Source organism: Nocardia sp. NPDC050713, from assembly GCF_040654315.1.
Lineage (GTDB): Bacteria > Actinomycetota > Actinomycetes > Mycobacteriales > Mycobacteriaceae > Nocardia.
This window is the reverse complement of record NZ_JBFAHS010000001.1, coordinates 284577-297420: the sequence shown is the minus strand read 5'-3', so window position 1 is coordinate 297420 and position 12844 is coordinate 284577. Positions and strand designations below refer to the sequence as shown.

Here is a 12844-nt window from a genome sequence, read left to right as displayed (position 1 = left end):
GACGTGTGTTCTAGGTAGGGAGTCATCCGAGCTGTGACCGATCCGTCTAGCAGCGCTGTGGCTGCCGTAGGTCCGGAGTTGTGCCGCGTCTCGGTGATCGGCGGCAATACGCAGTTGGACTTGGGTTTGCCTGCCACAGTTCCGATCGCGGCGTTTATCACCGATGTGGTGGAGCTGATCGAATCGCGCAATCCCGATCTCACCGAGCACGAGGACGGGGCACCGCTGCAAACGCAGCATTGGACGCTGGCCAGGATCGGCCGCGACCCCATCCCGGCGAACCAATCGCTCACCGAGGCCGAGGTTTTCGATGGTGAGTTGCTCGTTTTGCGTTCGGTGACCGCCAAGGAGCCGCCGGCGCTGTTCGACGACGTGATCGACGCCGTCGCCAAGCTGACCGCGACCTCGTTCCGGCACTGGTCGCCGCTGTCGGCGCGTTGGCTCGGTCTGTCCATGGGCCTGCTCGCGGTGCTGGCCGGGAGCTACCTGCTCGCGGTGGCCAAGCTCGACGGTGCCGGTGCCGCAGTGGGTTTCATCGGCCTCGGCGCCGGACTGATCGCCGGTGGCGCGGCCGTGCTGGTCGCCCGCCGGTATCAGGCCGAAGCGACCTTGCCGGTGATCATGCTGTCGCTGTACGCGCTGCTGCTGATCTTCGCGGGCACCGCGCTGTTCGTGCCCAACGCCTTCGGCAGTCCGCATGCGATGTTCGCCTGTGTCGCGACGCTGACCGCCGCCGCCGTCCTCTACAGCCTGACCCGGGTCGGGGCGACCATGTTCACCACGGTCATCACCCTCGCCCTGTTCGGCGGCGTGGCCGCGATGGTGCGGATGGTCTGGGATCCCGCGCTGTCCAAGATCGCCGCGGGCGTGCTGGTCGGTGCGCTCGTCGTGATCACCCTGGTGCCGCGCCTTGCCGTGGCCGCCGCACGGCTGCCGGTGCCGCCGGTGCCGACCGCGGGCGCTGCCATCGACCCCGCCGACCACGAACCCCGTCCCACCGTCAAGGACATCGGCGCCATCGGCGCCACCGCCCTACCCTCGGCCGCCGGTCTCGAGCATCGAGCCCGCGCGGCCAACGAATACCAGTCCGGCATGATCATCGGCTGCACCGTCGCCGCCGCGATCGGCGTGGTGCTGGCCGCGGATCCGCTCGGCGCGGCCCGCTGGCAGGGCATCACCCTCGGCGTGGTGGTCTCGATCATCCTGTGCTTGCGCGGGCGCGCCTTCGCCGACCTGGTGCAGGCGTGCACATTGATCGCCGGTGGCGCTATCGCGTTGATCGCGCTGGGCGTCGGCGCCGCGCTCGGCGAGGAGGACTGGCTGCTGCCGATCGGCGGCATGCTGCTCGTCGTGGCCGCGGCCGCGGTGGCCTTCGGTGTGATCGGGCCGCACACCGAGATGTCGCCACCCATGCGCCGCACCGGTGAGATTTTCGAATACCTCTTGATCTGCACCATCATTCCGCTGGTGCTGTGGATCATGGAGATCTACTCGGCCGCCCGGAACATCTGACATGGCACCGCTCCTACGGCGGCTGCTGCGGGCGGTGACGGTGGCGGCGGTGCTCGCGCTCGCCACCGGAACACCTACGCCCGCAGTGGCGATCGCGCCGCCGACGATCGACGACGGCGCACTCGGCGCCGTGCTCGGCCTTGCCGCCAGCGCCAGACCGCCGGACGAGACCGAACAGGCCAAGGTTTGCGCCGAACCCATCCTCCAGGGCGAGGCGCCCCGCGATCCGCCACTGGCGCAGCGGATCCTCGGTTTGGCCGAGGCGTGGCAGTTCAGTCGCGGCGCGGGTCAGAAGGTCGCCGTCATCGATACCGGCGTGAACCGGCACTGGCGCCTGCCCGCGCTCCAGGCCGGCGGCGACTTCGTCTCCACCACCGACGGCACCGTCGACTGCGACGGGCACGGCACCTTCGTGGCCGGGATCATCGCCGCTCAGCCCAGCCTGGAGGACGGATTCGCCGGTGTCGCACCGGAAGCCGAGATCCTGGCCATCCGCCAGCTCAGCTCGGCCTACGAGGCCAAGGACCGCAATCGCCGGGAGGAGCCGGGCGTCATCACGCGCGAAGGCTACGGCACGGTCAACACCCTGGCCGCCGGTATCGTCCGCGCGGTCGACATGGGCGCCACGGTGATCAACATCTCGGAGGTGGCGTGCATGGCCGCGAGCGCCAGTGCCGCCGACGGCGCCTTGGGCGCCGCTGTGAAATACGCCTACGACCGCAATGTGGTCGTCGTCGCCGCAGCGGGAAACATCATGCAGGGCACTGCCTGTGAGAAGCAGAACGACCGCTCGGGCTGGTCGGCGGCGGGCACCGTGGTCACTCCGGCCTGGTTCACGCCCTATGTGCTGTCGGTCGCCTCGGTGGATCCCGAGGGCGCGGTCTCGCCGTTCTCGCTGCACGGTCCGTGGGTCGGCGTCGCCGCGCCGGGGCGCGAAATCGTCTCCCTGGACAGCAAGCCCGGTGGCGCCGGGCTGGTCAACGCCACCCAGACCAATGAGGGCTACTCCACCATCGACGGCACCAGCTTCTCCAGCGCCTACGTCTCCGGACTCGCCGCGCTGGTCCGGTCGCGCTTCCCGGAAATGAGCGCCGCCGAGGTGATCGATCGGATCAAGCTGACCGCGCAGGCGCCGGACAACGGACGCAACGACAAGGTCGGGCACGGCCTGATCGATCCGCTGGCCGCACTCACCGCGCAACTGCCGCAGAAGCCGGTCACTGTGGGCTCCGATATACCGCGCAAGATCGCCGGGCCGTCTCCGCCGCCGTACGTCGACCCGGCCCCGCGCCTGGTCGCCACGATCGGCTCGATCACGCTGCTCGCCCTGCTCGGGCTCGGCTACGCCGCCTCGATCCCGTTCCGGCGGGGTAAGCAGGTGAGTGTGGATCCGGGTGCGGAGCAACAAACCCGAGAGGGGTTGTAGGACATGGCAACCGAAGGTTTCGTGCGCCGCCCGCGGATCGCGCCGCCGCGTCCGCCGGGCGGTGAGGTCGCGTTGTCCGCGCCGCCGGAACTGGATCGTCCCGTCGTCGGCAATCTGCTGATGAAGCTGATGCCGGTGGTCATGGTGGTCGCCGTGGTCGGCATGATCGCGATGATGGTCATGATGGGCCGCAACCTGCTGGCCAACCCGTTCATGATGATGTTCCCGATCATGATGCTGATGTCGATGTTCGGCATGATGGCGGGCATGCGGGGCGGCGGCGGGCCGAAGAAGGCCGCCGAGCTCAACGAGGAGCGCAAGGACTACTTCCGCTACCTCGATCAGGTCCGCAAGGATGTGCGCAAGACCGGTAACCAGCAGCTGGCGGCGCTGCGGTGGAGTCATCCCGAACCGAGCGACCTGCAATCGGTGGTCGGCAGCCGCCGGATGTGGGAACGCAGGCCCAACGACCCGGATTTCGGGCACGTGCGGGTCGGCGTGGGCAGCCACCGCCTGGCCACCAAGCTGGCCCGGCCCGAGACCGGTCCGCTGGAAGACCTGGAACCGGTGTCCACCGTCGCCTTGCGCCGGTTCGTGCGCACCCACTCGGTGGTGCACGGCCTGCCCACCGCCATCTCGCTGCGCGCGTTCCCCGCAATCAATGTCGAAGGCGACCGTGAAGCCGTGCTCACGCTGGTGCGCTCGATGCTGATGGAGTTCACCACCTTCCACGGCCCCGACCACACTGCGCTCGCCATCATCTGTGCCGATCCCGACGGCCCGGCTTGGTCCTGGGCGAAATGGCTCCCGCATCTGCAACATCCGGTGGAGCGGGACGGCATGGGCTCGGTCCGGATGATGTACCGCTCGCTGGCCGAGTTGGAGACATCCATGTCCGCCGAGCTGGTCGAGCGCGGTCGCTTCATGCGTAACGCGCAGCCGACAGCGGGCCGGATCCATCTGCTGGTGATCATCGACGACGGCTACGTCAGCGGTTCCGAACGCGTCGTCAGCGACGCGGGCCTGGACTCGGTGACCGTGCTCGACCTGACCGCACCGCAGAGCGGTCTCGCGGTGCGCCGCGGCCTGCAACTCGTCGTCACCGACGACGGCATGGTGGCCGCGAAATCCGCTGCGGGCGTGGAGAAATTCGCCACCGCCGATCAGGTGACCCGCGCCGAGGCGAACGCGCTGGCCCGGGATCTGGCGCGTTATCGCATCGCGACCGCCGCCCAGATGGTGAGCCTGGGTGACGAGATCCGGGCCGATCCCGGCCTGATGGCGCTGCTGAAGATTCCCGACGCCGCCCAGATCGATCCCGCGGTGGTGTGGCGCCCGCGCAGCGACCGGGAACGGCTGCGGGTGCCGATCGGCGTCACGCCCGACGGTACGCCGGTCGAGATCGACATCAAGGAGTCCGCCGAGAACGGCATGGGGCCGCACGGATTGTGTATCGGCGCAACGGGTTCGGGTAAGTCGGAGTTCCTGCGCACGCTGGTGTTGTCCATGGTGACCACGCATTCGCCCGATCTGCTGAACCTGGTCCTTGTCGACTTCAAGGGTGGCGCGACCTTCCTCGGCCTCGACTCGCTGCCGCACGTCTCCGCGGTCATCACCAACCTCGAGGAGGAACTCGCCCTCGTCGACCGCATGAAGGACGCCCTCTCCGGCGAGATGACCCGGCGCCAGGAGCTGCTGCGCGCGGCAGGCAACTTCGCCAACGTCACCGAATACGAGAAGGCTCGCGCCGCGGGCGCCAACCTGGATCCGCTGCCCGCGCTGTTCGTCGTGGTCGACGAGTTCTCCGAACTGCTCTCGCAGAAACCGGATTTCGCGGACCTGTTCGTGATGATCGGCCGCCTGGGCCGCTCGCTGCGAGTGCATCTGCTGCTGGCTTCGCAGCGCTTGGAGGAGAACAAGCTACGCGGTCTGGACTCGCATCTGTCCTACCGGATCGGTCTGCGTACATTCTCCGCCAACGAGTCCCGGGCGGTGCTCGGCATCACCGACGCCTACCACCTGCCCAGCGTGCCTGGCTCCGGCTACCTCAAGAGCGACGCCGACGATCCACTGCGCTTCAACGCCAGTTATGTGTCCGGGCCGTATGTTTCGCCGCGCGTCACCCGGAAGGTGGACGGCAAGACCGTCGGCGGTCAGTCGCCCGCGGTGTTCACCGCGGCGCCGGTGGCGCTGCCGGAGAAAGTCGAGTCCGAACGGGAGGCCGTGCCGGGGGGAAGGCCCGAGCTGCCGCCGCCCCCCGGACGGCTGGGCCTGCCCGAATTGCCGCCGCCGCCAGGGCAACTCGTGGATGGCGACGAGGAGCAGGACTCGGTGCCGGTCGCCGAGGCCGTTCCCGCGACGCTGCTGACCACCGTCGTCGATCGCCTCCGCGGCCACGGCCGCCCGGCGCACGAGGTGTGGCTGCCGCCACTGGACGAGTCGCCGTCGGTCGACATGTTGCTGCCCGACCCGGACTGGCGCTCGCCGGTCAACCGGCACGGTCAGCTGTGGTTGCCACTGGGTGTCATCGACAAGCCCTACGAGCAGCGCCGCGACGTGCTGATCGTGGATCTGTCCGCGGCGCAGGGCAATGTCGCGGTCGTCGGTGGTCCGCAGTCGGGTAAGTCGACCACCCTGCGCACCATCATCATGGCCGCGGCCGCCACCCACACACCCGAGCAGGTGCAGTTCTACTGTCTCGACTTCGGTGGCGGCACACTCTCCGGTTTGGTGGGGATACCGCATGTCGGTTCCGTCGCGGGTCGCATGGAAGTCGATCGGATCCGCCGCACCATCGCGGAAGTGACGGGCATCCTGCGCCACCGCGAGGAGCTGTTCCGTGAGCTGGGCATCGACTCCATCGTCGAATTCCGCAGGCGGAAAGCGCTGCTGGCGGAGAAGTCGCCTGCCGAGCGGCAAGCCGACCCGCTCGCTCAGGATCCGCACGGTGACGTCTTTCTCGTCATCGACGGCTGGCCAACCATCCGCGCCGATTACGACATGCTGGAACCGCAGCTCAATGCCATCGCCGCACAGGGTCTTTCCTATGGTGTCCACCTGATCGTCTCCACCACCCGGTGGCCGGAGATCCGCTCGCAGATCAAGGACCTCATCGGTACCCGCATCGAGCTCCGCCTCGGCGACCCGTCCGACTCCGAGATGGACCGGCGAACCGCGGTGCTGGTGCCCACCGGGCGTCCGGGCCGTGGTCTCACCGCGCAAAAGCTGCATCTGCTGATCGCGTTGCCGCGCTTGGACTCCGACTCCGATCCGCACACTCTGTCCGAGGGAATCGGCATCGCCAAGCAGCAGCTCAGCGAGCTCTACGCAGGCCGGAACGCGCCCGAGGTCCGGATGCTGCCGATGGAGCTCTCGCGCGAGGCCGTGCTCGCGGAGGCGGCGCGGCGGGGCATCCAGCAGAGCAAGACGCTGGCCGTCATCGGCATCGGCGAGACCGACCTGCAACCGATCGTCATGGATTTCGCGGTGCAGCCGCACTTCTACAGCTTCTGCGATGTGGAGTGCGGTAAGACCACGCTGCTGCGCAATATCGTCGCGGGCATCACAGAGAACTCCACCTCCGAGGAAGCCCGCGTCATCCTGATCGACTACCGGCGCACCATGCTCGGAGTGCTGGAAGGGGCGCAGCTGGCCGGATACTCGACCTCCGCGCAGACGTCCTTCGGGATGATCAAGGAAGTCGCGAACTATCTCCAGAAGCGGATCCCGGGCAACGACATCACGCCACAGCAGCTGCGTGAACGCAGCTGGTGGACCGGGCCCGAGATCTATGTCGTGGTCGACGATTACGAGATGGTGGTCTCCGGTGGGCGCAACCCGCTGGAGCCGCTGATCGAGTTCCTGCCGCAGGCGCGCGATATCGGTCTGCACGTGGTGCTCAGCCGCCGCGCCGGCGGCGCCAGCCGGGCCATGTTCGACAAGGTGCTCGGCTCGCTCAAGGAAATGGGTGTGGACGCGCTGCTGATGAGCGCGCCCAAGGACGAGGGCAAGATCATCGGCGACATCCGCGCCACCAAGCTGCCGCCCGGCCGTGGCACGCTGGTTACTCGCGGCGGCAACGAGATGATCCAGGTGGCGTACCTGCCGCCGCTGTAAGGCGTACCTCCGCCTTCGCTCCGGCGCTGCCTGCTCAGTTCGGCAGCGCCGGGGGAGCGAGGATGGTGTCCGTCGGCGGGTCCAGTAGGGGTGTCGCCGACGGCAGGCCCGCGGCGGGGATGGCGAGCTTCTGCTCGAAATCCCAGCTGTCGGTGCGGCGTTCGAACAGCGCGCGAGAGGGGCCGCGGGCGATCGGTCCCGCGATGCGCGCCATGTGGAAGCCCGCTCTGCGGTAGTAGTCGTGCAGGTCGGCGTTGGTCGTCCAGGCATCGAGGCGAACCCAGTCGCGGTCGCGTTCCCTGGCCAGCTGCCCGGCGTGCGCGAGCATGCGATGGCCGAGACGTTGCCCGGCGAAACGCAGGTCGACGATCATGAAGTGCACGACGACCGCGTCGGCGAGCTCCCACTGCGACCACAGGCCGGGGTCGGCGCGATCGTTGACGGTAATGGTTGCTGCCGGTTCGCCATCCACCTCGGCGATCCAGGTCTCGCCCGCGTCCAGCGAGCGGCCGACCCCGCGGGCGAAAATCTCGATGGGCAGTCCGCGACCGGCGATCGTCCACTGGTCGGAACCGCGGGCAGTGAGCCAGGCGGTGCGCTGGACGCGCAGGCGGCAGATCATGCCGAGATCACCGATGTCGGCCTGGCGGAAAACGGTAGTCATAGCAAAGAGATACCTGGCCTATACGAATCGCCCAAAGTTTGCCGGATGACGGCGGTTCCCTCGGCGTCGCCGAGTTCGTAGGCCAAGCGGTTGCGCGTGGCGATGGAGCGTTGCCTCGTCGCCCGGGTGACCCGGGTGCGATCCGCGCCGATGCGCAGATGATCCAGCAGGATCGTTCCGGTCGCGACGCCGAGCACGATCGCCTCCTCCGCACTGGCCGGCCGCGCCACGAGCGTGTCGCGGTGGGCGGTCTCGGGGTGGCCGCGGTCGGCCATCCTGCGGGTGGTGCCCTCGGGGATGTCGTGCGGCGAGTCGATTCCGGTGGCTTCGGCCAGGTCTCGGGGATAGAAGCTGACCTCCCAGGACCACGGTTCGTTGTCCAGGTACTGCACGACGGTGCGGGCGAGCACCCAAGAGTCCTCCGGCACGCCGAGCCACTGCGCGACCTGCGCCGTCGCGGGCTCCATCCGCGCGCTGAACTCCTTGGTGGGCACCCGATCCGCGCGGCGGGCGATCTCTTCGAAGATGTCGTGCGGCGTCTTGGGGCGGTCGGGACGGATATGGTCGGTCATCACCGACTCGAGCACTTCCTGGTTTCGGACGATCGTTCCGCGGGAAGTAGCTGTATAGACGAGATTTTCGGCGACAAGAACCTGTACGGCGTTGCGGGCCGTGGTGATCGAGACCTGCATCTGCTCGGCGAGCTCGGTGTGACTCGGAAGTCGATCGCCCGGATTCCATTTGCCTGAGCGGATCTCCTCGCGGAGGAGGTCTGCGATCCGGTGATACGTCGGACCGTCCGCCATCTTGCTCCTCGGTGGTCGTGCAGGTAACGAAGTGTACTCTTCGTTACCTCCTACGGGCGGGTAACGCTTGACAGGTGCCTTCAGAGGTTTATTGTAATGAACGTCCTGATCCGGTGTTGTGCGGCGATGAACGGCGAGGCAACGTGGCAGGTTCGGATTCATCAACGGTTGTGATGGCTCTTCCCGACACACCCCGGTGTGTCGATACGGCAGTGCAGTCCGTGACTACCGGGCTACTGCCCACTTCGGATCTACTTGTTCGGGCGTGTCGAGGGCATCGGGTCGTAGGTGGCCCCTTGCTCTGGTTCGCCCGTGATTTGGCGGTGCTGCACGAGCGGCGGCTGGTCGGCCGCGGCGGCTCGGTCAGCACCGATCCGACGCATATTCTCGAAAACGAACGGCGCCGAGGCGAATTGGTGCTGGCCATCGATGACTGGGTGACGCGCAGCGTCCCCCAGCATCGGCTCGGCGCCACCTTGCACACGGAGACCGTAGGCGCGGTGATCGATCGGCTCGCGGAGTCCTCGGTGCGTGCGCACCACGCGCTGATGACTCTCGACGCGCACGACGAGCTATTGCACTGCGCCTGGCACCATCTCGCCGAATTGGCGGACGCCTACGACGACCTGATCCGCGACGTGCTCGCGGGTCGGAGGCGGCTGCCCGAGTGGTGAGGTGGTTCGTTCGGTCGGGTGTCGTACCCCCTCCTCGGCACCCGACCGGCGAACCTTCTTGGTGCGCAACGGCTGTCGCGCTGTGTTCTTCGTCGAAGGCGTTCTCGATCGAACCCGGCGCTCAGGCGTGGAAACGGCGGTGGTCGACGCCGAACTCGTCGGCGACCGTCGCGGCCAGTTCCACGTAGGCGCGCTTGGCCTGCTTGCTGAGCCGGTGCAGGTCGATCTCGGCGCCCTCCGAGAGGTGCGAGTCGTACGGGATGATGTGCACCGCGCGGCACCGCGACAGGAAGTACTCGCGCAGCTGCTGCACGCCCACGTTCGGCGAACCCTCACGCGGCAGGTTGATCACCACGACGGCGTTGCGCACCAGGTGATCGTGACCGTGCAGGGACAACCAGTCCAGCGTCGCCGCGGCGCTGCGCGCGCCGTCGATCGCCGCTGACGAGATGAGCACCAGCGAGTGCGCCAAGTCGAGCACGCCCGCCATCGCCGAGTGCATCAGTCCGGTGCCGCAGTCGGTGAGGATGATGTTGTAGTAGCGCTGCAGGATTCGGGCGACGGCTCGATATTCCTCGTCGTTGAACGCCTCCGACGCCGCCGGATCGCGTTCGCTGGCAAGCACTTCCAGTCGGCTGGTGGCCTGCGAGGTGTGCCTGCGCACGTCCGAGTAGCGCTCGATCGACGGATCGAGCAGCAGATCGCGCACCGTCGACCGGGTTTGCAAAGGAACTCGCTGGGAGAGAGTGCCGAAGTCCGGGTTGGCGTCGACCGCGATCACCCGGTCGCCGCGGATCGAGGCGAAGATGGACCCGAGGCCCATGGTGGTCGTCGTCTTACCGACGCCGCCCTTCAGCGAGAGCACCGCGATGCGGTAATCGCCGCGGACGGGCTGCCTGATCCGCGCCACCAGTTCCTGGAGCCGCAACTCCTCGGCCGACATGCCGGGATTGATCGCGCCACCGGACATGTGGTGCACGGCTTTACGCCACCCGCTGCCCGGCGCCTTCTTGGCGCGGCGCAACGGCACGTCGTCCAGCGAGGGCTGGCCGTGCTGGTGTGGACCGCCGTGCGGCTGGTGGCCCCAGCTCTCGGCGGCCGGTCGGTGCGGCTGCTGACCCCAGCTCTCGGCAGCGGGACCCTGCGGGGGCGCGGGAGGTTGCGCCGCCTGGTTCCACGCCGGAGGGGAGGACGGGTGCTGTTCGGCTGCCGCGGGGATGAAGCCAGGCGCGTTGTTCGCGGGCTCGACCGTCCCCGGCCCGGACGACGCCGGATACCCCGGTTCGCCGGGCCGCCGGTCGCCGGGAATGTGGTAGGCACTGGCGTCGGGACCCGGGGTGGGTGCGAAACCGCCTTGCCGCTGGTCGGCATAGCCGGAGGGCGCGGGACCGTCCTGCGGATTCGGCGCCTGCGGGCCGTATCCCGACTGGGACCAAGGCATTTCGCCGCCCGGCGCCTGGCCGCCCTGCTGCGCGAACACGCCGGGATCGCGGCGTACCTGGCCGGGGGCGGGCTGATCGCTGACCGGAGCCCGATGTCCGCCCTGCGCCGGACCCGGTGCGCCCCACTGTCGCTCACCCGCGTTCGGTTCGGCGGGCAATCGGTGCCTGCCGCCCGCGGACTCGGCGTCCTCGGCCGTGCCCGAGCTTACGGCCGGGTCGCGCGTGAACTCGCCGCCCTGGCCTCGTCCGACTACGTCGCGTCCGTACGCGGAATCGGCGGGGCCCTGCGGGATCTCGCCCTCGGTCCGATCGACGGGCCGAGTGGAAGAGCGCTGACTCGCGTCGAACGCTCTGTCGTCGGCGATCGGCTGAGACGCAGAGCTCGGACGATCGGTTCCGGTAGCGGGATCGGGAGTCGCGGACGTTCCGCCCGGGACGCCCGAGTGCGCGGCCGGGGCGGCCTCGGCCGGTCGAGCGATGTCGCTCGGGAACGTCGGCGCCTGCTGCGCGGTCGGCGAAGACGCTTGCGCCCCAGCTTGTTCGGCGGTCGGCGGCGGCGGCAGCTCGGGGCGGGTACTCGGCTGACGCTGCTCGGCACCGCCGAGCCAAGACGGCGGGACGTCGCTCGATGGCGCCGCCCCCTCCTGCGTACGCGGCGGGAGGCCTTGCTCCGCGGATGGCGCGGCTGCGGCCGGACCCGACGCGGCGGTCGCGCTGCTCGCGCTCGGGCCCGCGAGCCACGGTGGAGCACTGTCGAATTCGCTCGAAGAACGACTCGCGTCCGACGCGGTCGAGGTGCTTCCCTCGGCGACCTGCGCTGCCGCGTTGGAGGCGTCACCCTCGCCAGCTTGCGCGGGAGTGCGACCCTCGGTCGCCGGGGCAAAGACCTGACCCGTCTGCGCGGCCGTGCGACCCTCAGCCGCCGGAGCGGACACGGGGTGCTCGGCATCCGGTGCGGGAATGCGGCCTTCGGCCTCGGTGGTCCGGGCGGCGAAGTCGTTCTGGGCCCGCCGGGCAGAGCTGTCCTCGACCGGGGACGGCCGGACCTCGCTCGGCGGTGGCGGCAGGTCGGGGAGCTGGCGCTGGTAGCGCGTGGTCGCCTCGTTCGAAGGCGGCGGCTCGGGTGCGGGCGGCGGGGTCGTCGGCGTGGGCGTGCGCTGACCGAGAGGTTGGAAGCCCTCGGAAGGCTGGCTCGGTTGCCGGGTGGGCAGGCGAGAGCCTGTGCGCTGGGCGTCCGGATGCTGCGCGCCCGATCCGTCGATCGGCGGTTGCCCGGGGCCCGTCGGATGCTGTTGCTGTCCGGGCCCGCTCGTCGAACCGGGCGCATACGCGGACGCGCCGTGGATCTGTTCGGGTCCGCCGTGCTGCGGCGTCGGCACCTGGCCGGGACCGCCGTGTTGCGGTGGCGCTTGACCGGGGCCGCCGGTCGACGGCTGATACACCTGCTCTGGGCCACCGTGCTGTCGCGAATCGCGACCGGGGACGCCGAATTGCTGCGGGGACGCCTGACCGGGCTCACCGAATTGCCCCGGATGCGCCTGCTCCGGTCCACTACTCCATCGCCCGGCGTCGCCGACCGGCTCTTGGCCCGGCTGTCCCTGGCCGCCGAACTGCTGTGCGGGAATCAGCCCCGGCCCGCCGAACTGATCCGGCTGCGCTCGACCAGGCCCGCCCGGTGATTGGCGGCCGGAATCACCGATCGGCTGCTGGGGTATATAGCCACCGCCGCCTTGCGGCGGCACCGGCCCGCGTCCTTCCATCGGCTGCTGAGGCGCGCTGGTCCGACCGGGACCTTCCATGGGCTGCCATGAACCGTTGCGGTCGCCTTGGCCGTGCGTGGTCTGCTGCGGCGATTGCCCGGGGCGACCCTCGGCGTCCGTGCCTGACGACCACGAATCACCCGACTGCGGCCGACCCCACGAATCCCCTCGCGGCTGCGGCTCGGCGGGCTGTTCCTCTACCGGCTCGTCCTTGTCGCGGCCCAGCCACCTGCGCTTCTTGTCCTTGCGGCCGGAGCCCTGACTCGCGTCGTGGCGGCCTTCCGGGGCCTGCGATTTGCGGCCCTTGCGTTTGCGGTCGGGTGCGTCGTCGATGATGTCGTCGTGCGGAAGATTCTGTACCGGTGCCTCGTAGCCGCCGTTGACCTCGCTGTCGGACAGCCACGGCGGCAGCATCGGCAGGCCGTCGTTGTTGCGACTCACCGC

General features: G+C 69.1%; 7 protein-coding genes. 4 read left to right on the top strand and 3 right to left on the bottom strand.

The features are described 5' to 3' along the window. The first annotated feature begins 33 nt into the window (after positions 1-33). The 3 genes from eccD to eccCa are packed head-to-tail and all read left to right on the top strand — an operon-like array spanning position 34 to position 7054. Positions 34-1512, top strand: a complete 1479-nt coding sequence (gene eccD / locus AB0H49_RS01240; protein ID WP_357245847.1) for a type VII secretion integral membrane protein EccD — start codon at positions 34-36, stop codon at positions 1510-1512. Position 1513: 1 nt separating this feature from the next. Then, positions 1514-2938 carry a type VII secretion-associated serine protease mycosin gene (gene mycP / locus AB0H49_RS01235; RefSeq protein ID WP_357245845.1) on the top strand — a complete coding sequence of 475 codons (1425 nt, stop codon included), beginning with the start codon at positions 1514-1516 and terminating at the stop codon, positions 2936-2938. A 3-nt stretch (positions 2939-2941) separates the two neighbouring features. Beyond that, complete coding sequence (gene eccCa / locus AB0H49_RS01230; protein WP_357245842.1) at positions 2942-7054, top strand: type VII secretion protein EccCa; 4113 nt, start codon at positions 2942-2944, stop codon at positions 7052-7054. Positions 7055-7088: 34 nt separating this feature from the next. Here the strand turns inward: eccCa and AB0H49_RS01225 are convergent, their stop codons facing one another. Continuing rightward, entirely contained in the window at positions 7089-7718 is a 630-nt protein-coding gene (locus tag AB0H49_RS01225) for a GNAT family N-acetyltransferase (protein ID WP_355000115.1), read from the bottom strand. After that, complete coding sequence (locus tag AB0H49_RS01220; protein ID WP_355000114.1) at positions 7715-8524, bottom strand: GntR family transcriptional regulator; 810 nt, start codon at positions 8522-8524, stop codon at positions 7715-7717. Before AB0H49_RS01220 ends, AB0H49_RS01225 begins: the two co-directional genes overlap by 4 nt. A gap of 296 nt (positions 8525-8820) precedes the next feature. Here AB0H49_RS01220 and AB0H49_RS01215 point away from each other — a divergent pair, with 296 nt between their 5' ends. Beyond that, positions 8821-9198: a DUF4254 domain-containing protein gene (locus tag AB0H49_RS01215; protein ID WP_355000113.1), complete on the top strand. Its 378-nt coding sequence runs from the start codon at positions 8821-8823 to the stop codon at positions 9196-9198. A 121-nt stretch (positions 9199-9319) separates the two neighbouring features. Here AB0H49_RS01215 and AB0H49_RS01210 read toward each other — a convergent pair whose 3' ends face one another. Further along, on the bottom strand, positions 9320-12841 hold the full coding sequence (locus AB0H49_RS01210) for an AAA family ATPase (RefSeq protein ID WP_357245837.1): 3522 nt from the start codon (positions 12839-12841) through the stop codon (positions 9320-9322). Positions 12842-12844: the final 3 nt, after the last annotated feature.

Bases quoted from the DNA above. Each gene is read 5' to 3' on its own strand.
- mycP (WP_357245845.1), top strand. From the start codon at position 1,514: ATGGCACCGCTCCTACGGCGGCTGCTGCGGGCGGTGACGGTGGCGGCG.
- eccCa (WP_357245842.1), top strand. From the start codon at position 2,942: ATGGCAACCGAAGGTTTCGTGCGCCGCCCGCGGATCGCGCCGCCGCGT.
- AB0H49_RS01225 (WP_355000115.1), bottom strand. From the start codon at position 7,718: ATGACTACCGTTTTCCGCCAGGCCGACATCGGTGATCTCGGCATGATC.
- AB0H49_RS01220 (WP_355000114.1), bottom strand. From the start codon at position 8,524: ATGGCGGACGGTCCGACGTATCACCGGATCGCAGACCTCCTCCGCGAG.